This is a genomic window from Zavarzinia sp. CC-PAN008, assembly GCF_051903925.1.
Taxonomy (GTDB): Bacteria; Pseudomonadota; Alphaproteobacteria; order Zavarziniales; family Zavarziniaceae.
This window is the reverse complement of the sequence record NZ_CP173678.1, coordinates 3,524,053-3,547,813: the sequence shown is the minus strand read 5'-3', so window position 1 is coordinate 3,547,813 and position 23,761 is coordinate 3,524,053. Positions and strand designations below refer to the sequence as shown.

Here is a 23,761-nt window from a genome sequence, read left to right as displayed (position 1 = left end):
AACCAGCCGTTCGGATTTGGAACCGTAGTTTGCAGTCACGCGCTTTCAGCGTTGGGTTGTCTACGGGAGTTCCAGGGATGGACAAGCTAGGCTGCGGGGCTTGCCGCGATGGCGAGGCATTGGGCTTCGACTTCTCGATGGCGTTCCAGCCCGTGGTCGATGTCGAGGCCCGGAGCGTCATCTCCTACGAGGCGCTGGTGCGCGGTCCGGCGGGGGAGGGAGCCTTCACCGTGCTCTCCCGCGTCGACGAGGCGAATCGCTACACCTTCGACCAGCAGTGCCGGGTCCGCGCCATCAGCCTGGCCGCGGGCCTGGGCCTGCCGGAAGGCGCGGCACTGGCCATCAACTTCCTGCCCAACGCTGTCTATGAACCGCGCGCCTGCATCCGCCTGTCGCTGGCTGCCGCGCGCAGCGTCGGGCTGCCGCTGGACCGCATGGTGTTCGAGTTTACCGAGAACGAGCAGATGGACAGCAACCACCTGCTGAACATCATCCGCACCTATCAGGACATCGGCTTCCGCACCGCCATCGACGATTTCGGCGCCGGCCATTCCGGCCTGAACCTGCTGGCGCGGATCCGGCCCGACATCGTCAAGATCGACATGGAACTGGTCCGCGGCGTCGATACCGATCGGCGCCGCCGGGCGATCCTGGGGCACACGCTGGCCATGCTGGCCGACCTCGACATCAAGGCCGTGTGCGAGGGGGTGGAGACCCGGGACGAGCTGTCGGCCCTGCGCGACCTGGGCTGCCGCAATGTCCAGGGCTACCTGCTGGCGCGGCCGGCATTCCAGGCCCTGCCGCCCGTCGACTGGTCGGTTCTGGAGCTCGAATCCCGGGTCGCCTGAGGGCGGTCCCGAACCCGACGTGCTTCAGCGGCGCTGTTCGCGCCAGCGTTCCACCACCTTCTCGATGAAGCTGGCGCGGCCGGTGTCGATGCTCCACCCGCGCGAGAACGAGACGCTGGACGAGCGCGGACGCCGCTCCTCCGGCAGGGTGTCGAAGCGCAGGCGCAGCGGCAGCGTCACCCCTTCGCCCACCACGAGCGCCTCCTGCGCCTGCAGCGACGACAGCGCATTCATCAGGCCGATCGCGGCGTCGGGCAGGGCACGGCGGACATAGTCCTGATCCTCCGCATTGCTCATGCGGAGCGAGATCAGGGTGTTGCACTGGGACAGGATCGTCTCGGACAGTTCGGACGGCCGCTGCGTCACCAGGCCAAGCGAGACGCCGTACTTGCGCCCCTCCTTGGCGATGCGCTCGATCGCCTTGCGCGTTGCCTGGAAGCGCGCCTCGGAATGGCGCGGCACGTAGCGGTGCGCCTCCTCGCAGATCAGCAGGACGGGCACCGCCTCGCCCCGCGGGCTCCACAGGCAGAAGTCGAACACCATCCGGCACAGGACCGACACGACGACGTCCGTCACCTCGCTGGGCACGCCTGAGAGGTCGACGACCGAGATCGGCCGGCCCTGGACCGGAATGCGCATATAGCGCGAGATCATCTCGACCAGCGTGTCCTCGACCAGGAAGCCCGAGAACATGAAGGCGAAGCGCTGGTCGGTGCGCAGCGTCTCAAGCCGGAACTTGATGCGCAGGTAGGGCAGGGTGCTCTCCGGCCGCTCCAGCTTGCCCATCTCCTCGTTCAGGATCGCGATCAGGTCCCACAGGCGATAGGGGATCGGCGTATCGACCGTGATCCCGCCGGGGTCCTGGAATTCCTCCGCCGCGCGCTGCCTGGCCTTCAGCAGGGCGGCCTTGAGGATCGCCACCTCGCCCTCGCTGCTCTCGGAGCCGAGCACGACCTCGATCGTCTCCTCCAGGTTCAGCAGCCAGTAGGGCAGATGCAGGTTGGTCGGATCGATCACCTCGGCCTTGGCACCGAACGCGCCTTCGTACTCGGCATGGGGGTCGAGCAGGATGATGTGGCCGGCGGGGTGCGCGTCCAGGATGGCGTGCAGCAGCAGGGCGACCGAGCACGACTTGCCCGATCCCGTGGTGCCCAGCACGGCGAAATGCCGGCTCATCAGGCCGTCGGTCATGATGTAGGCCGGCAGGCGGCGGTCCTGGTAGACCGTGCCGACGCGCACGCAGGCCTTGTCGGGCCTGGCGAAGATCTGCGCCAGTTCGCCCAGGTGGGCAAGGAAGATCGCCTCTCCCGGAGCGGGGTAGTTCGAGACGCCCCGGGTGAAGTCCAGGGGATCGTTGTCGCGCGCGACCAGGGCGCCTTCGCCGAACAGCTCGATCTCGATCCGGTTGCCGGGCGGCGGCCCACCCCCTGCCGCGGCCTCCAGTCCGACGGACCGGATCGTCCCGAAGACGACATTATCAAAGGATTCGATCTTCACGATCGAGCCGATCTGGACCAGCGAATAGTCGTCGCCGCCAAAGCTTTGGTAGAACTCGTCGAAACTGATGTCGAGACGACCGACGGCGATGGTGCCGTTGATCTCGATCAGGTGGCCGATGCGCAGCGGCAGGTCATGCATTGGGGCGATGGTCCCGGATGACGGCGAGGGGCGGGTGCGTGGTCTATTCCTTGCCGGCCACCTGGCGGGCCAGTTCAAGCGCCTTCAGCGCCTCCTCGAACCGTTCGCGCATGCTTGGCAGGGTCGTCTCGTCAACCGGAGTGCCATAGATGTCGGCGCCATAAAGCTTGTCGCGCGCCACCGAGATCGAGGCGGTGATGTACTTGGACAGCAATTGCGAGACATAGTCCGACAACAGCTTCAGGTCGTCGTCGGTGATTTCCTTGGCCACGCCTGGTGCCTCCGCCGCGTTCCGCAGGGCGCAGCGGCGCGCCCTGAAGTCCCATCCAGGAGCCTATAGAGTCACAAGTCGCGGCGCCGCGCCATCGCCGGTGCACCCCCCGTTCGGCGGGTGCGCCCTGGCGACGCGGGAACCGGCGTCGCCAGGGCGGTGCGCCCGTTCAGTCGCCGCGGATTGCCGGGCTCGCCTGCTGCAGGTCGGCCAGCAGCGCCTCGTTCAGGATGCCGGTCGGGGGCAGGCCGGCGTCCCGTTGAAAGGCCTGGGCCGCCGCCCGCGTGCGCGGACCCGGCAGGCCATCCGGCCGCCCGGGATTGTAGCCCCGCGCCAGCAGCTCCTCCTGGATGGCGCCCACCAGGCCCGACTGCGCCCGCGCCCGGTCGGAATAGCCACCGCCATAGGGCGCCGGGGCGGCGCGCGCCGTGATGCGCGGCTGGGTGAACTTCAGGTGGTCCAGCAGTTCGGGCGAGGGTTCGCCCGTGACCGGCAGGCCCGCGGCCTGCTGATAGGCCCGGATCGCCCGCTCGGTGCGCCGGTCCATCGCCCCCGTGGCGGCGCCTGCGTCGAAGCCGTGGGCCGTGAGTTCGGACTGGATGCCAGAGATGTAGGGCGCCGCCAGTTCAGGCGTCAGGCCCTGGGCCAACGCGGGCAGGGGAGAGAGCAGGGCGACCGCCAGGGCCAGCCGCATCAGGCCGCGGCGGGCAGACGTTGAACGCATGAACCGGATCCTCCTGTTGTGCCCGATGCCCATGAAGCGATATGTGCGTGGGCATCCCCATGTCAAAGGGCACAAAAAGGGAGGATGCCGTGGCACTGATCGAGAACGAACTGCGTGACCATGTTGCGATTGTCCGGCTGAACCGGCCAGACGTCCGCAATGCGCTCAGCCGGGAGGCCTATGACGAGCTGGAACAATCGTTCCGCGCCATCCAGAAGAACCCTGAGGTGCGCTGCGTCGTGCTCACCGGCTCGGACCCTGCCTTCTGCTCCGGCGACGACGTGCGCCAGATCATGCTGGGCGAGAAGCGCGATTCGACCGTCAGCCGCCTGAGCGAGCCGCGCCCGGTTGCGACCCCTGCGGCCATCGCCATCCTGGAATGTGACCGACCCCTGATCGCCGCGGTGAACGGGGCCGCGGTCGGCTGGGGCATGGACCTGTCCCTGTTCGCGGACATCCGGATTGCCTCGGAGAAGGCCAAGTTCGGCGAGCTGTTCATCAAGCGCGGCCTGATCGCCGACCTGGGCGGCATCTGGCGCCTGCCCTCGATCGTGGGCCCGGCCAAGGCGTCCGAACTGCTCTTCACCGGCGACGTGATCGACGCGGCCGAGGCACTGCGCATCGGCCTGGTGACCAAGGTGGTGCCGCACGAGCAGCTGATGGACGAGGCGATGGCGCTTGCGTCGAAGATCGCGGCCAACGCCCCCCTTGCGCTGCGCTACATGAAGGACGGCCTGAAGCGCACGGCTTATGGCAACCCGCGCGAAGTCGGCTCCTGGATCAGCCAGACGCTGGGCGTCCTGTTCCAGACCGAGGACATGAAGGAAGGCGCCCTCTCCTTCGTCGAAAAGCGCACCCCGGTCTTCAAGGGGCGCTGAGGCGGCCTGGAGTCAGGTCGCTTCGGCCCAACCCACTCCACCTCCTTGCCCGGTGTGTCCTGGGCATCCATGAACCAGCCACTCCAATGGCGTAAGCATCGGTTCAAGGGTCCCTGCATGAAGCGGAGGGGGTGGGGTCGTGGTGTGGGAACGGTGCGCTTCCACGCCAAGGCGCGTTACCGCAGCGCCTGCACCACCTGTTGGCGGAGGAGGGCAACGGCGTCGGGGTAGGCGGGGCTGCCGCAGACGGTGAGGGCTTCGGGCAGGAACAGGCGGCGATGCTGCGGCACGATGCGGTCGAGGGCCGGGTGGACCAGCAGGGCGGAGCCCTGGTCGGTCACGCGCGACGTGTCCATGTTCACGATGATCAGGTCGGGCCGGGCCTGGATCACCTGCTCCAGCCCCAGGCGGAAGATCGAGCGGCGGCCCAGGCCCTTCGCCACGTTGACCAGGCCGACCCGGCCCATCATCTCGTCGATCAGGGTGTCGGTGCCGGTGACGAAGCCGCGCCGCTGGTAGTAGAGGGCAAGGGCGCCACGGCCCACCGGTTCGGCCTCAAGTGCCGCCACGCGCTCGGTCATCGAACGCACCAGGGCCTCGCCACGCTCCACCTGGCCGATGGCCTCGGCGATCCTGCGAGTCTGGTCGATCACCGCCTGGAATGTCTCGGCCGGCGCGATCTCGAGCGTGGGGATGGCGTAGCGGGCGAGAAGGGCGCGCGTTTCCTTGCGGCGATAGGGGCTGGCGATGATCAGGTCCGGGCGCAGGGAGAGCACCTCCTCCGCCGTGCCGGTGGTGGCCGGCAGGCCCTCTGCCTCGGCCACGATGGTCGACATCGCCGGCAGGCGGGCGAAATGGGTGAGGGCCGCGATCTGCTCGCGGTCGGCCAGCGCCACCAGGAACGGATCGGCGCAGAGGTTGAGCGAGACGATGCGCTGCGGCCGTGCCTGGGCAGCACCAGCCAGGACCAGCAGCAGGATCACGGCCAGGGCATTCAGGACAAGGGCAACGGGCAGGAACGGGCGGCGCACGGCAGTTTCATTTTGTCCGGGATCGGCCTAAGGCTGGAGTGAACGGCCCCGGGACACAAGCGTGACGGGGGGACGCGGATCGCAACAGGCGGAGCTGAACGTGGCAGTCGCGGACCAGGCGCAGGACAGGATTGCGGTCAGGCAGAGCGCGCGAATCGCGCTGATTCCTGGCCTTATCCTGACGATCCTGGTCCTGGCGGCCTGTTCGCTGGCCCTGGGGGCCGCGCGGATTCCGCCGGTCGAGCTGCTGCACCAGGTTCTGGCGGGCGATGCCATCGCCCAGGCGATCGTGCTCGACATCCGCAGCCCGCGCCTGATCCTGTCGCTGGCGGTGGGGGCCACGCTGGGGGCCGCGGGTGCGGCGTTGCAGGGCCTGCTGCGCAATCCGCTGGCCGAGCCGTCGGTCCTGGGCGCGTCGAACGCCGCGGCCCTGGGCGCCGTGATCGTGCTCTATTTCGGGCTGTCGGCCAGCATGCCGCTGGCGCTGCCCCTGGGCGGGGTGGCCGGTGCGCTGCTGGCGCTGGGCGTGCTGGTCGCCGTGGCGGGGCGGTCGGAGAGCCCGCTGACGCTGATCCTGGCGGGCCTGGCGCTCAGCACCCTGGCCGGGGCCGGCATTTCGTTGGCGCTCAACCTGTCGCCCAACCCGTTTGCCGCGATGGAGATCGCGTTCTGGCTGCTCGGCTCGCTCGAGGATCGCTCGATGAGCCATGTGCAGATCGCCCTGCCGCTGATGGTCTGCGCCATCCTGCTGCTGCTGTGGGACAGGCGGGCGCTCGACGCCCTGACGCTGGGGGAGGATAGCGCCAAGGCGCTGGGCGTGGACCTGGCCCGCGTGCGCATCCGGATGGTCGCGGGCGTCGGCCTGGGCGTGGGGGCGGCCGTCGCCGTCACGGGGGCGATCGGATTCGTCGGCCTGGTCGTGCCGCACCTGGTGCGACCGCTGACCGACTACCGCCCCAGCCGGGCGATCCTCCCCTCCGCCCTGGCGGGAGCGGCACTGCTGACCGCTGCCGACATCGTCGTCCGGCTGATTCCCGCCAGCAACGAGCTGAAGCTGGGCGTCGTCACCGCCTTCCTGGGCGTGCCGTTCTTCCTGGTCCTGCTGTTCCGCGCGCGCCGCATCTGGTAGCCGCTTGCGCTGCAGCATGGGTTGCGTCTAGGGTCCGCCCCGGTGGTTCCCCGAAAGGGGATCAAAAGGGAACGCAGTGCGGCCCACCCAGGCTCCGGATACCGGATCCAGGGGATGAGGGCCAAGCCTGTGGCTGTACCCGCAACTGTAAGTGGGGAGCGTTCGTCGACTCTATGCCACTGGGCCGCAAGGCCTGGGAAGGCGCGACGGGGGCACCGATCCACGAGCCAGGAGACCTGCCGCCAACGTCGCCCATCTTCCGGCCGGGCCTAGCCGGGGGAGCGGACCACCGTCGTGGCGACCCGTTGAGGGGGTGGTTGTGCCATGGCGGTCGCGGGGTCGATCCACAGGATCTGCGATTCGGTGCCGGACGGCGGCTTGGCCGGCCGCCCCCTTGTGTCTGTGCCGCGGACGATTTCCGCAGACCCGAGGGCATCCCGTCATGGGAACCACTAGAGCATTCCCCAAGCATGTCGCCTGCGCCACCGCGCTTGGCCTGGTCCTGACCCTGGCCGCGGAGGTGCGCGCCGACGAGACGGCCGCCACCCCCACGCCCGCACGGGGCGAGGCAACGGCCCTGGTCGCGGCCGGCGCCAGTTCGGGCCAGAGCGCCTTGGCGCCGACCGGTGACGGCGTCATCATCGTGCCCGAGTCGCAAGGCGTCGTGGTCAGCGCCAGCCGCGCCGGCCTGGAGCCGCGGGCGGTGGGCAGTGCCTATACCGTGGTGGAGCAGGAGGACCTGCAGCGTGCGCAGAGCGTCCTGGTGCGCGAATCGCTGCAGGACATTCCCGGCATCACCGCCGCCAGCACCCGGCCGGGCGTCGTGGGCGCGGTCAATATCCGTGGCTCCGACAACGAGCAGATCCTGGTCCTCATCGACGGGATCGAATTGGGCGACCCCAGCCTGGCCAGCTCGCAGTACCAGATGGAGCATCTGACCACGCTGGACGTGGCGCGGATCGAGGTGCTGCGCGGCAACCAGTCCTCGCTCTATGGTTCGGACGCGATCGGCGGCGTCATCAACATCGTGACGCAGAAGGCGACGGAAGACGGCTATCGCCTGAACCTGGAGGGTGAGGGCGGCTCATACGGCACCCGGCGGGGCGGGGCCTCGCTCCTGGGCCGGCAGGGCATCGTCGACTTCCGCCTGACGCTGCAGGGCCAGGCGGTCGACGGGCCGTCGCTGACCGTGCCCTTGCGGGGGCCCGCGGACGAGGATGACCGTGCCTGGCAGTACAACATCAGCGGACGTGTCGGCGTCCAGCTGCTGCCCAGCCTGCTGGCCGAGGTGATGGGCTTTCACCGCATCGCCGACCAGGACCTGGACGGCACGGGGCAGGACGCGACGTTCAGCACCAATTCCGACAAGAACGACGACGCCATCGCCCTGCGACTGACCCACGATGCCTGGGACGGGCGCTGGACCAACCAGCTGACCGCCAGCTGGTACGAAACCGACCGGCGCTTCTATGGCCAGGGCCAGCCGGTCGACGGCGACGTCTACCAGGGCGCCAAGCGCAACATAAACCTCGTCTCGACCATCCGGCCGGTGGACATCGTGCGCCTGGTCGCGGGCTTTGACCTGGAGCGGGAGGAAACCGACCAGGTGACGGCCTTCTCCGGCAATTTCACCGCCGACAACGAGACCAATTCAGGCTTCGGCGAGGTCGCGCTGGAGCCGGTGCGCAACCTGACCCTGACCGGGGCCGTGCGCCATGACGACAACCGCCGGTTCGGCGGCTATACCACCTGGCGCGGCACGGCGGCCTATTACCTGGCGGACGTGGCGCCCGGCACCGACGTCAAGCTGCGCGGCAGCTATGGCACGGGGGCCAAGGCGCCCAGCCTGTTCCAGCTGTTCGATCCGACCTATGGCAATGCCCTGTTGCAGGTCGAGGAGAGCGAAGGCTGGGATGTCGGCGTCGATGTCTTCGAGGCATCGCGCGACATCGCGCTGGAACTCACCTGGTTCGAAACCGACGTGACCAGCGAAATCGACTTCGATTTCGCCGCCGGGGGTTACATCCAGCGGGGCGAGACGCGCAATCGCGGGGTCGAGCTGGGCCTGACGGCGCAGCCGCTCGACTGGCTGCGCGTCCAGCAGAGCTACACGTTCCTGCTGAATGACGACCTGGACCTGGGCGCGCGGGTGGGCAAGGCGCGGCATGTCGGCATGACGATGGTCACCGTCTCGCCGCTGCCCGACCTCGACCTGTCGCTGCGCGCGCGCTACCGCTCGGCCAACGAAGCCTCGTTCGCCGGACGGACCGATGGGTTCGTCACCTTCGACGTCCTGGCCAGCTATCACCTGACCGCGGACTGGGAACTGTACGGCCGGGTCGTCAACGTCCTGGACAAGGACTACCAGACGGTTGCCGGGCAGCGGTCCTATGGCCTGAGCGCCTTTGTCGGGTTCCGCACGTCGCTGGACGTCGGCGCCCTGGCCGGGCTCTAGGCCGATGGTGGGGCTTGACGTCCGCGACGTCGCGGTGGCGATCGAGCGCCACCCGATCGTACGCGGCGTCAGCCTCACCGCACAGGGCGGCGCGCTGATCGGCCTGATCGGCCCGAATGGGGTGGGCAAGTCGACCCTGATCCGCGCCATCGCCCACCTGGTGCCGCTGGCCGGCGGCCGCGTGATGGTCGACGGGCAGGACGTGACCCGCTTGTCCCGTGCGGACCTGGCGCGGCGTGTCGCCTATCTGCCCCAGGGCCAGACGATCCATTGGCCGATCAATGTCGGCCACCTGGTCGCCCTGGGGCGCCTGCCGCACCTGTCGCCCTTTGCCCGCCTGGCGCCCGCCGATCGCCTTGCGGTGGAGCAGGCCATGGCCCGCACCGGGGTCGACACCCTGGCGGGTCGTGTCGCCACGACCCTGTCCGGCGGCGAGCGCGCCCGCACGATGCTGGCCCGGGCACTGGCGGTGGAGGCGCCGATCCTGCTGGCCGATGAGCCGGTCGCGGCACTTGACCCCTATCACCAGCTCCAGGTGATGGAACTGCTGCGCAGTATCGCGCATGACGGCCGCCTGGTCGTGGCCGTGCTGCACGACCTGACGCTGGCTGCCCGCTTCTGCGACCGGGTGGTGCTGATGAGCGATGGCCAGGTCGTGGCGGACGGTCCGCCGGCCGAGGTGCTGAGCGACGCCAACCTGTCGCGCGCGTACCGCGTCCGTGGGCTGTACGGCCGGCACGAGGGAGAAGCTTTTGTCCTGCCCTGGCGGCGGGAGGAGCAGGCCCCGGCCGGAGGATGCTAGAGCAGGCCGACCGCCAGGACCGCGGCGGGGAGCAGCCACAGCACGCCCAGGCTGACGCGGTAGAGGCGCAGCGCAGCGCGGATGTCCACGGCCGTCGCCGTCGCCCGCCCGTCGCCCATCCAGTGGTCGTCCACCATGTGCGTGCCGTACTGGCGTGGCCCGCCGATGCGCAGGCCCAACGCGCCCGCCATGGCGGCTTCCGGCCAGCCTGCATTGGGCGAGCGGTGATGCCGGGCATCGCGCCGGATCGCCGCCCAGGCCGCCGCCGGCCGGCAGCCCGGTGTCACGCAGGCCGCAACAACAATCAGCAGGGCCGTCAGGCGCGAGGCCGGAAGGTTTACCAGGTCATCCAGCCGCGCGGAGGCCCAGCCAAAGGCAAGGTGCCGCTCCGTCCGGTGGCCGATCATCGAATCGGCCGTGTTGAACGCCTTGTACAGTGCGATGCCCGGCAGGCCACCCAGCGCCAGCCACAGGACGGGTGCCGTGATCCCGTCCGAGAAGTTCTCGGCCAGGCTTTCGATGGCGGCGCGCGAGACACCGTGCTCATCCAGGACCGCGACGTTTCGCCCGACAATCATCGAGACGGCCTGCCGCCCACCGGAAAGGCCATCGGTTTCAAGCGCCTGAGCCACGCGGCTGACATGCCGTGCGAGGCTGTTCTGCGCCACCAGGACGGCGGCCAGCAGGGCCTCCACGGTCCAGCCAAGGGGATGCTGCCTCAGGCTGAGGGAGAGGATGAGGGCGGGCCCGCCGATGGCGGCGACCAGGCACAGCGGCACCAGCACCCCCAGCACCCTGCGCCGTGGGGCGGACCATGCCGGCCGGTTCAGGCCACGGTCGAGGCGGGCGATGACGGCGCCGAACCAGACGACGGGGTGCGGCAGGCGACGCCAGAGCCAGTCGGGATCGCCGGCCAGACCGTCAATCACCAATGCTGTCAGCACGATGGCTGCCTGAACCTCGACCATCGCTTAAGCTCCCGCAGCGATGGCCAGAAGGATGGCGGCCTCCGTCGCCTGCTGCGTCGCGCCCAGCACGTCGCCCGTGACGCCGCCCAGCCTGCGCGCTGCAGCCAGGCCCAGCCAGAGTGCGACCAGCGCCGACAGCGCAAGGCTTGCGATGGCGCCGCCGAACGGCAGCAGGACCAGGGTCACCAGCCCGCCCAGGCCCAGCGCCGCCAGTGCCGTCCCTCCACGCGGCCGGCCTACCGCGCGGGCAAGGCCGTCCATCCGCGCCGGCGCCAGGGCCGCCATCAGGACGGCCATCCAGGCGCGCGACAACGCTGCCGCCACGATCAGCGCCATGCCCGCCCCGGCCCCGTCCAACGAGGCCAGGGCCGATGCCTTCAGCGCCACGACCAGGATCAGCGCCAGGGCGCCATGCGCGCCGATGCGGCTGTCGCGCATGATTGCCAGCGCGCGGTCACGCGTGGCGCCGCCGCTGAAGCCGTCGGCGGTGTCGGCCAGGCCATCCTCGTGCAGGCCTCCGGTCGCCAACGCGCCCGCCGCCAGGGCCAGCAGTGCTGCGGGCAGGGCCGGTACGCCCATGCCTTGCGCGATGACCAGGACCAGCGTCGCCAGCCCCCCGACAACAATCCCGACCAGGGGAAACGACCAGGCCAGGACCGGGCGCATCGCATGCACCCCCGGCACGGGCAGCCGCGTCAGCAGGCCGAAGGCCGCGCCGACATCGCTGGCCAACGCCGCCACGGTCCAGGTCTCAGAGGAATGGGAGCGCATCAATGACCCTTGCCATACCCACTGATCTTGCCGCCCTTGCCACGCTGGGCCCCCTGGCCCCGGCGCCGGACGGTGCGGCCGCGGCCGCCGCCCTGGCGCGGCAGGGCCAGTTGACCAAGCCGGCCGGGTCCCTTGGCCGGCTGGAGCAGCTGGCAGTCTGGCTTGCCGGATGGCAGCGCCGCCCCGTGCCGCGCCTGGACCGCGTACACGTCCTGATCTGTGCCGGCAACCACGGCGTGGCGGCGCGCGGCGTGTCGGCCTTTCCCGCGGCCGTCACCGCGCAGATGGTGGCCAACTTCGCGGCGGGCGGGGCCGCGATCAACCAGCTGTCGGCCCTTGCCGGGGCGACCCTCGACGTGCTGGCCCTGGACCTGGCGCGGCCGACGGCCGACTTCACGCAAGGCCCGGCCATGAGTGCTGCGGAATGCCTGGCGGCGGTGCAGGCGGGCTGGCACGCGGTGCCGGACGGCATCGACCTGCTGGCGGTGGGGGAGATGGGGATCGCCAACACCACGGTCGCCGCCGCCCTGTCGGCGGCGTTGCTGGGGGGCGACGGTGCCAGCTGGGTCGGGCGCGGGACGGGGGTCGACGGGGAAGGCCTGGCGCGCAAGGCCGCGGCGGTGGATGCCGGGCTTGCCCTCCATGGTCCCTGGCTGGCGGACCCGGTCGAAGTTCTGCGCCGCCTGGGCGGGCGCGAGCTGGCGGCGATGGTCGGCGCCATTCTGGTTGCGCGCATGCGCGGCGTGCCGGTGGTCCTGGATGGCTTTGTCAGCACCGCGTCTGCTCTGGTCGTGCGGGCGCTGGGTCCTGGCCTGCTCGACCACGCGCTGGCCGGCCACTGTTCGGCCGAGCAGGGCCACCGGCGGCAGCTGGTGGCGCTGGGGCTGCAGCCCCTGCTGGACCTGGGCCTGCGCCTGGGCGAAGGGTCCGGTGCCGCCCTGGCCGTGCCGATCCTGCGGGCCGCGCTGGCGGTCCACGGCGGCATGGCGACATTCGCCGAGGCCGGGGTCAGCGGCGAGGACTGATCGCGCTGCGCGCCCCCGGTTGACGCAACGTCACCCGCCGCCCATAAGCGGCCGCACGCACGAACAACGACAACAAGCCGGGAGGATGCAGCGATGGCCGATTCGCCAGCCGAAATCGAAGCCGTGGCCCAGCGATTCGTCACAGCACTGGAGACGGGCGACCTGGAGGGGATCCGCGCGCTCTACGCGCCCGACGTCCGCGTCTGGCACAATACCGACCAGGTGGAGCAGGACCTGGAGACGACGCTGGGCGGCGTGGCCTGGTTCTTTGGCGCGCTGCACGAGCGCCGCTATCTGGACATCAGGCGCCAGGTCTATCCCGGCGGCTTCGTCCAGCAGTTCGTCATGACCGGGCGCACCAACAAGGGCGAGGCATTCCGCTGGCCCGGCTGCATGGTCGTCGCAGTCGCGGGCGGGCGCATCACGCGCCTGGACGAGTACCTTGATTCGGCGGGGGCCGCACCGCTCCTGGCCTGAACGGCCGGGCATGGAGCCGCGGGCCGGGGCTCAGTCTGCCAGGGCCGGCGCCTTGAGCCGCAGCTCCGTCAGCCGCGCGCGCAGCAGGGGCGGCAGGGGGGCGCTCGCGCCATCAGCCGTGTTGACCACCGTCGTGTCGCACACGCCGATGCAGCGGCCGTTCTGGAAAAGCGCCTGCACCATGTCGAAGGAGGCGCTGCCGATCCGCTCGATACCCGTCGCGCAGCGCAGGCTGCCAGGCCAGAAGCCCTCGCGCAGGTAGCGGATGGTCAGCTGGCCCACCACGGTGCGCACCCGGGGGATGCCCTTCAGCGCGATGCCATAGAAGCTGGCCCGCGCCTCCTCGTAGTAATGGCCGAGGCGGATGGCATTCAGGTGGCCATAGCCGTCCAGGTCGCTGACCCGGACCGAGATGTCCATCACGATGGGGTAGCGGGATTCGATCTGGCGATCGGGATCGGTCAGTGCCATGGCGCAAATCCTGGGTCCATTCAGGCACTCTTGCCCGGTCGGAAACAGGACGTGTTCTACCCCGGCGGTTTTCGCAGGCGCAACAGGTCCAGGGTGCGGCTGCGTAACCCTGATGCCACAACGCCGATTCCTGTTTAGGATCGGTTCCAAACCGACGGCAGATCGGTCCACCAGGGAGGTTCAAGAGACAATGTCCGACCCCGCGGCGCCCCCGCCGCCTGGCCGCGACCCCGGCGAGCGCGACACGTCCGCACTGCCGGCCGACGCCGGCGAGGCCGCACGCCCCGACAAGCGCGAGGCCAACAAGGCCCGGCGGCGCGAGCGCATCCTGGCCTCCGCGCGTGCCCTGATCATTGAGGCGGGTGCCGCCTCGTTCTCGATGCAGATGCTGGCCGACCGTTCCAATGTCAGCCTGGCGACGATCTACAACCTGATCGGGCAGAAGCACGACCTGCTGCTGGAAATCTTCAGCACCGACCTCGACGTCTTCAACAGGGAGGTGGCGGGTTCAGCGACCAGCGATCCGCTGGACCGCACATTCGAGGCGCTGGATATCGCCACGCGCCACCTGTTCCACGCCTATGACTATTCACGGGCCCTGTTCGGCGCGTTGTTCAGCACGTCGGGCCATGAACTGGCCCGTCTGTTCCAGCGGCCTCGCGCCAATTACTGGGCCGGCATGGTGACGGAGGCGATGGAGAAGGGGCTGCTGCTGCCCGACGCGAAGCCGCCTCTGGTCTCCAGCGTGCTCGACGACGTCTACCGCTCGGTCATGATGCGCTGGCTGTGGATCGACATGGACGCACGGCGCTTCCGGGCGTTGCTGGGCCATCGCTTCGCGATCGTCCTGCTGGCCTTCGCCACGCCGGAGGGGGCCGTGCGCCTGCGCCGGGAGCTGACCCGCAGCGAGGAACAGCTGACGCGACAGCGCGTGGCTCAGGACGGGTAGCCGGCCCCCCGGAACAGCAGGCGCACCAGCAGGTCGGCGATCTGCTCGGCACTGGACGAGCCGCCATCGCGGTACCATTCCGGCGTCCAGTTGGCGGCGCCGATCACCAGCATCCGCAGCGCCTTGCGGTCGACGGAGCCGTCGATCGCCCCGGCCTGGACGGCCGCTGCGAACAGGCCGTCCAGGAAGGCGCCATAGCGGCGGAATTCCTCGTTGATACGGTTGCGCATCTCGGCCGGGACCTGGCCGTTGGATCGGGCCGAGGCCCTGGCATAATTGCTGACCACCAGCTGGAAGCGCACGTGCTCGCGAACCGCAGTGGCCAGTCGATCGCGCGGGCCGGCATCGGCCGGCATCGCCGCCAGACAGGCGCGGACATGGGCGAAAGTCTGCGCCACGCCGTGGTGCAGCACCTCCTCGACTAGATCCTCCCGCGATTCGAAGTGGTAGTAGAGGCTGCCGGCCTGGGTGCCGGCGCGCTCCGCGATCTCGGCCAAAGTGGTGCCGGCGAAGCCCCGGTCGGCCAGCACGGCGGCCGCGGCGTCCAGGATCTGGGAGCGCTTCTGCTCGCCGCGCGGGGTCAGTTTCTGGGCCGGGTCGGCCTGCGGCGCCTGGCTTGCGCTGACGGCCGCGCGGGGCAGGCTGTGCCCGGTGCTCTTGCGCCGGCCACCGCGTTCCCGGGCCTGGCTGTCCCGGCCGCGGCCGGTTCCTGAAGACATGACGAATCCTGCTGAGTGTCGCCAGAAGTCTAATCGCGATCAGTATTGCCGCGCATCCCGGGAAATCCCGGACCGGTTCAAGGTCCGCCCGACACTCAGGCCGTGAGCAGGGCGACCGCATCGCGGTCGATCGCGTGCCGGGCGTGACGCTCCAGCATGGTCATGAACATCGTGTCGCCCCGTTCGGTCCGCACTACCAGCATGCAGGCGCCGATGGCCGTGGTCATGCCCTGGAGCGAATAGTGGCGGTAGTCCTGGTGGAAGTCCGCCAGGCTGTAGCCCTTGACCCCCAGGCCAACCAGGGTGGCGTGGTACTCGGCCAGCAGGTCGTCCTCGTGCGCGCGGCGCAGGTCGCGGTCCAGCGCCCCGCCCAGGAAATACGCGACGTCGACTGCCCCGATGCCCATGTTCAGCGACTGCCAGTCGACCACGGCCACGTCGGGCGATCCGTCGCCCGTACCGAACAGCATGTTGTCCGGTCGGAAGTCATTGTGGGTCAGGCAGCGCGGCCCGCTCAGCGGCTTGTTCCACCGGGGATAGTTGGCCATGAACGCGTCCACGACCGCGCGCACGTCGGGTGCGATCCGCTCGGCATAGCGCTCGATATAGCCGGGATAGAGGCTGTTCAGCAGCTCATCCGTGTAGAAGTCCTGCGTCAGTTCCGCCTTGGCCGGCCATTCCGCCGCCAGCAGTGCGGCATCGTCCCAATGGGAGGCGTGGAGCCTGGCTGCCTGGACCAGCACGGCGCGCGCCTCCGCCAGCGTGCAGCCGCGCATCTGGTCGCCCGCGCGGGCCGGGGCCATGTCCTCGAACAGCAGGACGAAGTCCATGGTCGCGGGGTCCAGCGCCGCGAACCAGGTGCGCGGCACGCGGATCCCGGCGGTGGCGCTGAGCTGCGTGTAGAAATTGACTTCCGTCTGGTACAGGCCATTGGTCGCGGCGAATTCGCGGCTGACCGGGCTGGCGGAGGGGAACTTGCCGACCACGGTTGCGGGGGCGCCCGAAGGTGCGGCACCCGCATAGGTCAGGCGGTAGCGCCGCGTCTCCCCCAACTGGCCGGTGCCGACCTGGCTCCAATCCAGGGCCGTCACGGTCACGTCCAGGCCGCGCGCGCGCAGCACGTCGGTCATCCAGTCCGGCGTGATCTCGTCCGGTGCCACGATCGGAATCGGCCGGGCCATGGGAAGCTCCTCGGTGAAACAACGTTCTTTCGGGTATGGCGAGGGCATTAGCCGACTGGCGCCGCAAAGGCCAGGGGTGCGCGGCAAAAATCACTGGGCGAAATGGGCGGAGTCCGCTCCGCGCCTGCTGCGCCTGCGAAGGGGATGTGGTCTGATCGGGCCAGCCCGCCACGCCGCCACCCCCCTGCCGACGGATTGCCCGATGAACGCGCACACGCCCCTGCCCAACCTGGAACTGGATGCCGCGATCGCCGATGCGCGGGAGCGCTATACGCGCGCCAACCCCCGCAGCCTGGCGCGGCAGGAAGCGGCCGCTGCCTCGCTGCCCGGTGGCAATACGCGCGGCACGATCTGGTACCCGCCGTTTCCTGTGGCGATGGCGGGGGGCGAGGGCTGCCGCCTGACCGACATTGACGGCCATACCTACGTCGACTTCGTGTCGGAGTACACGGCCGCCCTTTATGGCCATTCGCATCCCGTCATCGCCGCGGCGCTGAAGGGCGCCATCGACAAGGGCATCCTGCTGGGCGCGCCCAACACCTATGAGGCGGACCTGGCGGCGGCACTGGTAGCGCGGTTTCCGGCATTCGAGCGGGTTCGCTTCTGCAATTCGGGGACGGAGGCCAACATCATGGCCCTGTCGATGGCGCGCGCCATCACCGGCCGGGCAAGGATCCTGGTGTTCCGCGAGGGCTATCACGGCGGCGTGCTGACCTTTGCCAAGGGCGGCTCGCCGCTGAACCTGCCGTTCCCGTTCGAGTTCGGGACCTATAACGATGTCGAGGGGACGGAGGCACAGGTCCGCGCCCTGGCGCCCGACCTGGCGGCCGTCATCCTGGAGCCGATGATGGGCGGCGGCGGCTGCATCCCGGCCAGCCAGGACTTCCTGGACATGCTGCGGCGGGAAACGGCGGCGGCCGGTATCCTGCTGATCTTCGACGAGGTAATGACCTCGCGCCTGTCACCATCGGGCCTGCAGGGCAAGCGCGGGGTGACGCCGGACCTGGCGACCCTTGGCAAGTACATGGGCGGCGGCGCCAGCTTTGGCGGCTTTGGCGGACGGGCCGACCTGATGGACCGCTTCGATCCGGCCCAGCCCGGCGCCTTCAGCCATGGCGGCACGTTCAACAACAACGTGCTCAGCATGGCGGCGGGCCTGGCCGGCATCACCCACGTCCTGACGCCTGAGGCGCTGACGGCGATGAATGCGCATGGCGATGCGCTGCGCACCGGGATGGAGGCGATCCTGGCCAAGGCGGGCATCGCCGCCTGCATGACGGGGGAAGGCTCGATGATGAGCCTGAACTTCGTCCCCGGGCCGGTGACGACGCCGGGCGAACTGGCCGCCGCCGACCCGCGCCTGGTCCACCTGTGGCAGATCGAGATGCTGCTGCGCGGCCAGTACGTGACTGCGCGCGGCATGATGGCCCTGTCGATCCTGGTGGGCGCACCTGAGGTCGAAGGCTTCCTGGCGGCCTTTGCCGACTTCGTGGAAACCAACGCGAGCATCCTGCCGCACTGAGGGCGGCAGGGCGGTACCGTCGGGAGAAGGACGTCAGGCGCTCTTGCGCTTGGCGTGCCGGGCCAGCATCGCGTCGCTGATCGGCGCCTTGGTCTTGGCGTCGATTACCTGGATCGTGGCGCCGCGCTGGCGACCGCGCTTGACGATTTCCAGCGCCGAGGTTGCTTCCTCGACCAGCTCGCTGGTCGAGCCGATGCCCGTCTTTTCGACGATGTGGATGCGATAGGCCAAGTTGCGGCTCCTTACGTGAGCGCGGGGTATATCATGCTGCGGTGCCGAAATGCCGCTTTTCGGGGTCGCACGCCCGCGCCGCAGCCGCCGGCTGTCGCGACGCGGCCGGCGCGGCTAGACTCCGTCCCCTGACACGAAGGGGGACCGGCCATGGCGGCGGACGCGGCACAGGATGGTGAGGCGCTCTATGGCGCGATCACGGGCCTTTTGCGGCCGCTGCTGGGGGCGCTCGATGCCCTGGTCCTGATCGGCCGGCACCTTCATCCCCCCCGCCTGACCGAACTGGTGGAGGCGGTTGGCCCGCGCGATGCACCGGTGCGGGAGGCGATGGCCGCCCTGGGCGCTGTCCCATGGCCCGACAACCTGGGCCTGGTGCGCGACTATCTGGAGGCCGCGGGGCAGGAAGTGGCCGACGCCTACCAGGAACTGCGCGTGGCGGCCAGCGATGCGGAGGGCCTGCTCCCTGCCTATCGCGCGCTGCGCCATGTCGGCCGGGCGATGGAGCGGCTCTACCCGCTTGCGGTGATGCTGCCGCCGGTCAGCCGCTATTTCCTGAACCCGCAAGGGGGCGACGCCAGTGACGCCCGCGCCCGGCGCCTGGCCGAAGCCGCCCGCGATTCGGTTGAAAGTGTCGGCATCATGCACGCCGACAACGAGCGCGGGTCCAAGGGCGGCTTTTCGATCTATGTGCCCGAGGATTACGAGCCGACGCGGGCCTGGCCCGTCGTCTTTGCTCTTCATGGCGGAAGCGGGCATGGCCGCGACTTCCTGTGGACGTGGGCACGCGACGCCCGCACGCGCGGTGTGATCCTGGTCAGCCCGACATCGGCGGGGCAGACCTGGTCGCTGATGGAGCCGGAGATCGATGGGCCACAGCTGGGCCGGATGCTGGACTTCGTTCGCCAGCGCTGGACGGTCGACGAGGAGCACCTGCTGCTGACGGGGATGAGCGACGGCGGCACGTTCACCTTCGTGTCAGGGCTTAGTGCTGGGTCGCCCTTCACCCATCTGGCACCGATCGCCTCCAGCTTTCACCCGATGCTGCTCAACTTCATCGACGAGACGCGGCTGAGAACGTTGCCGATCCGCCTGATCCATGGCGCGATGGACTGGATGTTCCCGGTCGACATGGCCCGCAGCGCCCACCAAGCCTTGGTCCAGGCCGGGGCCGACGTCACCTATTGCGAGATCGCGGACCTCTCCCACACCTATCCGCGGGAGGAGAACGCCGCCATCCTGGACTGGTTCATGGGGCCGGCGGCGCCCGCCCCCTGACGCTCATTCGTCCCGGGCATCGTCCTGGCGGGCCATGACGCGCTGATAGAACATGCCGATGCCCAGCAGGACGAGGCCCAGCGCCATGAACGACAGGGCACGGGCGACGCCGGTCAGGTTGTCCATGTCGATCAGGAAGGCCTTCAGCGTGACGCCGATCATCACGGCAAAGGCAACCAGGCGCAGCGGCCGCAGGCGCTGGCGCAGGCCCAGCATCAGCAGACCCAGGCCATAGGCCAGCCAGACCAGCGTATAGGTCCACAATTCCGTCTCGCCGACCGCCTCGAAGGCGACCCAGGCCCCCTGATAGGCCTGCGTGACGGCAAGGCTCAGCCAGGCGAACCCGCCCAGGACAGCACTGCCGCCCGCGGCGGCAGCCAGCGGTTCCCGGTCGCGCGCGCGCCAGGCGATGGCCGCGGCGATCAGCGCCGGCACCAGATAGGCGGGCAGCATCAGGTTCAGGATCGGCCAGGCTCCGACATGGGCGCTGGACACGAACGGGTTCAGGATCGCGGCCAGGATCACCAGCGCCGTGCCGGCAAAGGTCAGTGCGTGCGCGGCCTGGGCCAGGTGCCGGTGTTGGACGGCTGCATCCAGCCGCAGCGCCGTCAGCGCGGCCCCCAGGACAAAGGCCGCCAGCGTCCCGATGTCGGTCGGGGCCTGGACCGGGGCATAGGCATTGCCGAACACGATCCAGCGGATGGCGAGGCCCAGGCCGCCCAGCAGCAGCAGGCTTGCGCTGCTGGTCATCACGATCAGGCTCAGCGGCGGGGCAGCGCCCGCACCCGACGCCGGGAACAGGCGCAGCCAGGCGCGCCAGCGGGCGTCGCCTTCCGTCAGGCGCTCCAGGCCCAGGCGCTGGCGCAGCAGCAGGACCGCCCCAGCCGCAAGGAGGCCGGGCACCGCGCTGTTCAGCATCAGGGCAATCAGGTCGGCACCGCTGGCAGCCCTGTCGGCGCTGAGGTCCAGCACGGTCTGCCATGCGGCGTGCGCCAGGATGGCAAGGCCTGCGGCGGCGGCCACTGGCACCAGGCTCGCCACCTGCCACAGCACGGCAAGGCCGGCGGCGGCCAGCATCACCAGGGCCAGGGCCAGCGTCAGCGTCGGACCGCTGAACAGGATGGTCGGCACCAGGCCCAGCAAAGCAAGGGCACCCGTCGCAGCCAGCACCACGGGCAGTTCGCGCTCCGGCGCCGGCGGTCCCTGGCGCGGCCAGGCGATGGCCAGCAGGCCCAGCGCGCCGACCGCGGCGATCGTCGCCGTGGCGCCCGCCGGCTGTCCGCCCAGGTCCAGCGCGAAGGCGCCGCCGGCCAGGGCCAGGACCTGCCCGCATACGGCCCAGACCGCGGCGCGCGGCGCGCGCGGCGCCAGGCGGCCCAGCGCAAGACCCGCCAGGCCCAGCACCGCGGCAGTGGTCAGGGCAAAGCCAAGCGACACGCCGGTCCGGCCGGCGGCGATCACTTCCGGCCCCGACCAGCCATAGAGTTCGTGCGCCTGGACGTATTGCGCCAGGTTGCTGAGGCTCAGCGCCAGGGCGGCACCGGCCAGGACGCCGGCCACGGGCACGCCCGCGCGCAGGCTGGCCAGCCCCAGCACCCCCAGCTGCGCGGCCAGGCCAAGCGTCACCCCCAGCCAGTCGATGCCTGCCGGCGTTGGCATCAGCACGACCATCGCCGCCAGCAAGGCCAGGCCCAGGCTGCTGGTGCCCCAGGCATCGGCCCCGCGCGCCGTCGCGGGCAGGCGGCGGGCCGTCGCCGCGACCGCGCCCAGCGTCACGACCAGGGTCACGATCTGGGAATAGGCCGGGTACTGGTCGTGCAGGGCTACGGTCCAGATCAACAGGCCCAGGGCGGCCAGCGCCTCCATCCACGGCCAGCCGCCACGATTGGCAACGATGAAGGCGGCCGCACCCACGGCGGAGACATAAAGGGGTAGGATCAGGCTGGGCTCGCCCCCGCCGACCAGAAGCGGCACGGCCTGGGCGGCGGCGAAACCCAGAACACCCAATGGCGGCCCATAGCTGAGCGAGACGACGATCCCGGCGATGGCCACCGCCGCCATGCCACCGAACGCCGTGCCCGGTCCGATGAAGCCATAGACGACATGGGCCGCGTACAGCGTCGCGAACAGCCCGGCGGCGCCCGCCCCGAACAGGGTCGATGGGATGTCGGGCAGGGCGCGCAGCCTGCTGGGCCCGAACACGCGCCGCCGGCGGAGGAATTCGGCACCCGCCATCATGGCGGCGGAGAACAGGGCCGCCGCAAGCAGGCGCAGCTCGGGCGGGAACAGCCCCTGCGTGATCGAGTAGCGAACCAGGAGGATGGAGCCGAGGGCGATCGAGCCGCCGCCGATCAGCACCGTCCAGCGCCGGCCGAAGCTCAGTTCGAAGTCGCGTTTGGGAACCGGTCGGGGCGATGGTGGCGGCGGGGGCTGCTGCGGCTCGGGGGACGTTGGCGCCTGCGGCTCGGATTCCCGGTCCGCGCCCTCCGGCATGGCCCGGGCGGCGATGCTCGGCTCGGGCTGGAGCGGCTCATCCGCGTAGAGCGGTTCGCCGTGGTCCCAGCCGACGATTTGGTCCGGAGGAACGTCTGCCCGCGCAAGGATCGGCGCAGGCTCCGGTTCCGGCGCGGGTGGGTAGAGGACGTCGCGCGGAACCCAGGCGCCGCGCTCGTCCTGCACCAGGTCGGGCGGGACGGGTTCAGGCTGGGGCTGCGCGGCCACGGGCGTGGGAACGGGCGGCGCTGCCGGGGCCTGGCGCAGCGCGTCCAGGCTGCGCTGGACCTCGTCCAGGCGCTGGCCCAGCGCCGCCATCTGGTCGCGCACCTGGTTCAGCGCCGTGGTGGTGCGCGCCGCGCGCAGGGCGACGACAACCAGGAGCACCAGCAGAAGCAGGCCGTAGAACTCTTCCATTCCTGCCACGTCCGGGGTGCGACCCCTGATTCCTAGGCCGGGACGGCAGGCGTTGCAATCAGGACGCTGGCTCCGCCATGGCCGGCTCCAGGGCGTCGAGCGCACCGGCGTCCCAGCCACCGCCCAGGGCCTGGATCAGGGCGACGGCCGTATTCTGGCGCGACACCGACGCCTGGATCAGCGAGCGCCGCGCGCTCAGCGCCGAGGCCTGGGCCTGGACCACGTCGGTATAGGGAATCAGGCCCGCGCGGTACTGGTTCATCTGCATGCGCTCCACCTCGTCCGCTGCGGTGGAGGCCTGGCGCAGCAGCTCCTCCTGCCGGGCCAGGGCGCGCGCGGCGACAAGCTGGTTCTCCACGTCCTGCAACGCGGTCAGCACCGTCTGGCGATACTGGGCCACGGTCAGGTAGTAGCCGGCCCGCGCCTGCTCCACCTGCGCCTCCCGTGCGCCGAAGTCGATCAGGGTCGTCGCCGCCGACAGGCCCAGCGACCAAACGCTGGCCGATGCCGTGAACAGGTCGGCGAGCGACGACGCGGCGGACCCGGCATCGCCGCTCAGCACCAGGCTTGGATAGAACGCGCTCTCCGCAACCCCGATGCCGGCATTGGCCGCCGCCACGCGCCGCTCGGCCGCGGCGATGTCGGGCCGGCGCAGCAACAGGGTCGACGGCACGCCCACGGGCACCGGGGGCACGACCGGGGTCCAGTCCCTGCGCGCAATGCGGAAGGTGCTGGGCGCCGTGCCCAGCAGGACGGCGATCGCGTTCTCCGCCACCTGGCGCTGCTGGATCAGTCCGGCACGGCCGGAGCGCGTGGTCGCCAGCTGGGTTTCGGCCTGCAGCACGTCGACCCGTGGGGCGATGCCTGCCTCGTAGCGGTTGCGCGTGATGCGCAGCGATTCCTCATAGGCCTCGATCGTCTGGTCCAGCAGGCCGATCTCGGCATCCGTCTCGCGCAGGGTGAAATAATTGATCGCCACCTCGCCCCGGGCCGAGAGCCTGGCCGCCTCCAGGTCGGCGGCGCTGGCCTGGGCACTGGCGAGGCTGCCTTCCACCCCCCGCGACAGGCGGCCCCACAGGTCCGGCTCCCACGATGCACCGATGCTGGCCTGATAGCTCGACCGCTCCGACGTGGCCGAGCCGCCGCCGCTGCGGCTGCCACCGGCCCCGATGTCGACGACGGGGAACAGGCTGGATCGCTGCTGCCGCACGATCGCCCGCGCTTGCGCATAGCTGGCGGCGGCGGCGGCGACGTTCTGGTTCGAGATGGCGACCCGTACCACCAGGGCGTCGAGGTCGGGATCACCGAACAGGGTCCACCAGTCGCCCTTGGCCAGCATGTCGCCGGGGACGGCTGCCTCCCACCCCTGGACGGCCTTGAACTGGTCGGCATGCGGCGCCGCGGGGCGCTCATAGTCCGGGCCCACGATGCAACCGGGCAGGGCCAGGACAAGGACCAGGAGAGGAAACAGGCGTGCAGGGGGCAA

The 23,761-nt window shown here is 70.2% G+C and carries 22 protein-coding genes and 1 riboswitch; of the genes, 10 read left to right on the top strand and 12 right to left on the bottom strand.

Annotation, left to right across the window (positions count from 1 at the left end; genetic code table 11):
• The first annotated feature begins 77 nt into the window (after positions 1–77).
• Positions 78–848 (top strand): EAL domain-containing protein, encoded by a 771-nt coding sequence (locus ACI6GS_RS16645; RefSeq protein ID WP_439814576.1) that lies wholly within the window; start codon positions 78–80, stop codon positions 846–848.
• Between the two features lie 24 nt (positions 849–872).
• Here the strand turns inward: ACI6GS_RS16645 and ACI6GS_RS16640 are convergent, their stop codons facing one another.
• The 3 genes from ACI6GS_RS16640 to ACI6GS_RS16630 all read right to left on the bottom strand — a co-directional run bounded on the left by ACI6GS_RS16640 (position 873) and on the right by ACI6GS_RS16630 (position 3,481).
• Positions 873–2,486: an ATP-binding protein gene (locus ACI6GS_RS16640; RefSeq protein WP_439814575.1), complete on the bottom strand. Its 1,614-nt coding sequence runs from the start codon at positions 2,484–2,486 to the stop codon at positions 873–875.
• 43 nt (positions 2,487–2,529) lie between these two features.
• On the bottom strand, positions 2,530–2,757 hold the full coding sequence (locus ACI6GS_RS16635) for a hypothetical protein (RefSeq protein WP_439814574.1): 228 nt from the start codon (positions 2,755–2,757) through the stop codon (positions 2,530–2,532).
• A gap of 169 nt (positions 2,758–2,926) precedes the next feature.
• Positions 2,927–3,481: a peptidoglycan-binding domain-containing protein gene (locus ACI6GS_RS16630; RefSeq protein WP_439814573.1), complete on the bottom strand. Its 555-nt coding sequence runs from the start codon at positions 3,479–3,481 to the stop codon at positions 2,927–2,929.
• A gap of 89 nt (positions 3,482–3,570) precedes the next feature.
• Here ACI6GS_RS16630 and ACI6GS_RS16625 point away from each other — a divergent pair, with 89 nt between their 5' ends.
• A complete protein-coding gene (locus tag ACI6GS_RS16625; RefSeq protein WP_439814572.1) occupies positions 3,571–4,359 on the top strand; it encodes an enoyl-CoA hydratase/isomerase family protein in 789 nt (262 codons plus the stop codon).
• Between the two features lie 176 nt (positions 4,360–4,535).
• On the opposite strand, the gene ACI6GS_RS16620 is transcribed toward ACI6GS_RS16625, so the two are convergent.
• Entirely contained in the window at positions 4,536–5,390 is an 855-nt protein-coding gene (locus ACI6GS_RS16620; protein ID WP_439814571.1) for an ABC transporter substrate-binding protein, read from the bottom strand.
• A gap of 100 nt (positions 5,391–5,490) precedes the next feature.
• Here ACI6GS_RS16620 and ACI6GS_RS16615 point away from each other — a divergent pair, with 100 nt between their 5' ends.
• From ACI6GS_RS16615 to ACI6GS_RS16605, 3 genes are all read left to right on the top strand, one after another.
• Entirely contained in the window at positions 5,491–6,519 is a 1,029-nt protein-coding gene (locus ACI6GS_RS16615) for a FecCD family ABC transporter permease (RefSeq protein ID WP_439814570.1), read from the top strand.
• Positions 6,520–6,545: 26 nt separating this feature from the next.
• A riboswitch (cobalamin riboswitch) is annotated at positions 6,546–6,777 on the top strand.
• Between the two features lie 184 nt (positions 6,778–6,961).
• Positions 6,962–8,974 (top strand): TonB-dependent receptor, encoded by a 2,013-nt coding sequence (locus ACI6GS_RS16610; RefSeq protein ID WP_439814569.1) that lies wholly within the window; start codon positions 6,962–6,964, stop codon positions 8,972–8,974.
• 4 nt (positions 8,975–8,978) lie between these two features.
• A complete protein-coding gene (locus ACI6GS_RS16605) occupies positions 8,979–9,776 on the top strand; it encodes an ABC transporter ATP-binding protein (RefSeq protein WP_439814568.1) in 798 nt (265 codons plus the stop codon).
• On the opposite strand, the gene cbiB is transcribed toward ACI6GS_RS16605, so the two are convergent.
• Together cbiB and cobS are read right to left on the bottom strand one after the other, a co-directional pair.
• Positions 9,773–10,744, bottom strand: coding sequence for an adenosylcobinamide-phosphate synthase CbiB (gene cbiB, locus ACI6GS_RS16600; protein WP_439814567.1), 972 nt, complete (start codon positions 10,742–10,744; stop codon positions 9,773–9,775). The genes ACI6GS_RS16605 and cbiB overlap by 4 nt on opposite strands.
• Before the next feature lie 3 nt (positions 10,745–10,747).
• A complete protein-coding gene (gene cobS / locus ACI6GS_RS16595) occupies positions 10,748–11,515 on the bottom strand; it encodes an adenosylcobinamide-GDP ribazoletransferase (protein WP_439814566.1) in 768 nt (255 codons plus the stop codon).
• Between the two features lie 2 nt (positions 11,516–11,517).
• On the opposite strand from cobS, the gene cobT reads away from it, so the two are divergent.
• A complete protein-coding gene (gene cobT / locus ACI6GS_RS16590) occupies positions 11,518–12,540 on the top strand; it encodes a nicotinate-nucleotide--dimethylbenzimidazole phosphoribosyltransferase (protein ID WP_439814565.1) in 1,023 nt (340 codons plus the stop codon).
• Positions 12,541–12,633: 93 nt separating this feature from the next.
• A complete protein-coding gene (locus tag ACI6GS_RS16585) occupies positions 12,634–13,017 on the top strand; it encodes a nuclear transport factor 2 family protein (protein WP_439814564.1) in 384 nt (127 codons plus the stop codon).
• Positions 13,018–13,047: 30 nt separating this feature from the next.
• Here ACI6GS_RS16585 and ACI6GS_RS16580 read toward each other — a convergent pair whose 3' ends face one another.
• The gene (locus tag ACI6GS_RS16580) at positions 13,048–13,488 is read right to left on the bottom strand and encodes an acyl-CoA thioesterase (RefSeq protein ID WP_439814563.1); all 441 of its coding nucleotides are present in this window, start codon (positions 13,486–13,488) and stop codon (positions 13,048–13,050) included.
• A 190-nt stretch (positions 13,489–13,678) separates the two neighbouring features.
• Here ACI6GS_RS16580 and ACI6GS_RS16575 point away from each other — a divergent pair, with 190 nt between their 5' ends.
• Entirely contained in the window at positions 13,679–14,437 is a 759-nt protein-coding gene (locus ACI6GS_RS16575; RefSeq protein ID WP_439814562.1) for a TetR/AcrR family transcriptional regulator, read from the top strand.
• Here ACI6GS_RS16575 and ACI6GS_RS16570 read toward each other — a convergent pair.
• Both ACI6GS_RS16570 and ACI6GS_RS16565 read right to left on the bottom strand, forming a co-directional pair.
• A complete protein-coding gene (locus ACI6GS_RS16570) occupies positions 14,425–15,156 on the bottom strand; it encodes a TetR/AcrR family transcriptional regulator (protein ID WP_439814561.1) in 732 nt (243 codons plus the stop codon). The two genes, ACI6GS_RS16575 and ACI6GS_RS16570, sit on opposite strands and share 13 nt — an antisense overlap.
• Positions 15,157–15,251: 95 nt before the next feature.
• The gene (locus tag ACI6GS_RS16565) at positions 15,252–16,337 is read right to left on the bottom strand and encodes a phosphotransferase (RefSeq protein ID WP_439814560.1); all 1,086 of its coding nucleotides are present in this window, start codon (positions 16,335–16,337) and stop codon (positions 15,252–15,254) included.
• Positions 16,338–16,539: 202 nt separating this feature from the next.
• Between ACI6GS_RS16565 and ACI6GS_RS16560 the strand changes: the two genes are divergently transcribed.
• A complete protein-coding gene (locus ACI6GS_RS16560) occupies positions 16,540–17,859 on the top strand; it encodes an aspartate aminotransferase family protein (protein ID WP_439814559.1) in 1,320 nt (439 codons plus the stop codon).
• A gap of 33 nt (positions 17,860–17,892) precedes the next feature.
• Here the strand turns inward: ACI6GS_RS16560 and ACI6GS_RS16555 are convergent, their stop codons facing one another.
• Complete coding sequence (locus ACI6GS_RS16555) at positions 17,893–18,090, bottom strand: hypothetical protein (protein ID WP_439814558.1); 198 nt, start codon at positions 18,088–18,090, stop codon at positions 17,893–17,895.
• Between the two features lie 150 nt (positions 18,091–18,240).
• Here ACI6GS_RS16555 and ACI6GS_RS16550 point away from each other — a divergent pair, with 150 nt between their 5' ends.
• Entirely contained in the window at positions 18,241–19,365 is a 1,125-nt protein-coding gene (locus ACI6GS_RS16550; RefSeq protein ID WP_439814557.1) for a hypothetical protein, read from the top strand.
• A gap of 3 nt (positions 19,366–19,368) precedes the next feature.
• Here ACI6GS_RS16550 and ACI6GS_RS16545 read toward each other — a convergent pair whose 3' ends face one another.
• Complete coding sequence (locus tag ACI6GS_RS16545) at positions 19,369–22,275, bottom strand: DUF2339 domain-containing protein (protein WP_439814556.1); 2,907 nt, start codon at positions 22,273–22,275, stop codon at positions 19,369–19,371.
• Between the two features lie 58 nt (positions 22,276–22,333).
• Positions 22,334–23,761, bottom strand: coding sequence for an efflux transporter outer membrane subunit (locus ACI6GS_RS16540; protein ID WP_439814555.1), 1,428 nt, complete (start codon positions 23,759–23,761; stop codon positions 22,334–22,336).

What these genes read in the sequence shown, in the direction of transcription:
- ACI6GS_RS16645 (WP_439814576.1), top strand. Translation starts at nt 78, where the DNA reads ATGGACAAGCTAGGCTGCGGGGCTTGCCGCGATGGCGAGGCATTGGGC.
- ACI6GS_RS16640 (WP_439814575.1), bottom strand. Translation starts at nt 2,486, where the DNA reads ATGCATGACCTGCCGCTGCGCATCGGCCACCTGATCGAGATCAACGGC.
- ACI6GS_RS16630 (WP_439814573.1), bottom strand. Translation starts at nt 3,481, where the DNA reads ATGCGTTCAACGTCTGCCCGCCGCGGCCTGATGCGGCTGGCCCTGGCG.
- ACI6GS_RS16610 (WP_439814569.1), top strand. Translation starts at nt 6,962, where the DNA reads ATGGGAACCACTAGAGCATTCCCCAAGCATGTCGCCTGCGCCACCGCG.
- ACI6GS_RS16605 (WP_439814568.1), top strand. Translation starts at nt 8,979, where the DNA reads ATGGTGGGGCTTGACGTCCGCGACGTCGCGGTGGCGATCGAGCGCCAC.
- cbiB (WP_439814567.1), bottom strand. Translation starts at nt 10,744, where the DNA reads ATGGTCGAGGTTCAGGCAGCCATCGTGCTGACAGCATTGGTGATTGAC.
- cobS (WP_439814566.1), bottom strand. Translation starts at nt 11,515, where the DNA reads ATGCGCTCCCATTCCTCTGAGACCTGGACCGTGGCGGCGTTGGCCAGC.
- cobT (WP_439814565.1), top strand. Translation starts at nt 11,518, where the DNA reads ATGACCCTTGCCATACCCACTGATCTTGCCGCCCTTGCCACGCTGGGC.
- ACI6GS_RS16585 (WP_439814564.1), top strand. Translation starts at nt 12,634, where the DNA reads ATGGCCGATTCGCCAGCCGAAATCGAAGCCGTGGCCCAGCGATTCGTC.
- ACI6GS_RS16580 (WP_439814563.1), bottom strand. Translation starts at nt 13,488, where the DNA reads ATGGCACTGACCGATCCCGATCGCCAGATCGAATCCCGCTACCCCATC.
- ACI6GS_RS16575 (WP_439814562.1), top strand. Translation starts at nt 13,679, where the DNA reads ATGTCCGACCCCGCGGCGCCCCCGCCGCCTGGCCGCGACCCCGGCGAG.
- ACI6GS_RS16570 (WP_439814561.1), bottom strand. Translation starts at nt 15,156, where the DNA reads ATGTCTTCAGGAACCGGCCGCGGCCGGGACAGCCAGGCCCGGGAACGC.
- ACI6GS_RS16565 (WP_439814560.1), bottom strand. Translation starts at nt 16,337, where the DNA reads ATGGCCCGGCCGATTCCGATCGTGGCACCGGACGAGATCACGCCGGAC.
- ACI6GS_RS16560 (WP_439814559.1), top strand. Translation starts at nt 16,540, where the DNA reads ATGAACGCGCACACGCCCCTGCCCAACCTGGAACTGGATGCCGCGATC.
- ACI6GS_RS16550 (WP_439814557.1), top strand. Translation starts at nt 18,241, where the DNA reads ATGGCGGCGGACGCGGCACAGGATGGTGAGGCGCTCTATGGCGCGATC.
- ACI6GS_RS16545 (WP_439814556.1), bottom strand. Translation starts at nt 22,275, where the DNA reads ATGGAAGAGTTCTACGGCCTGCTTCTGCTGGTGCTCCTGGTTGTCGTC.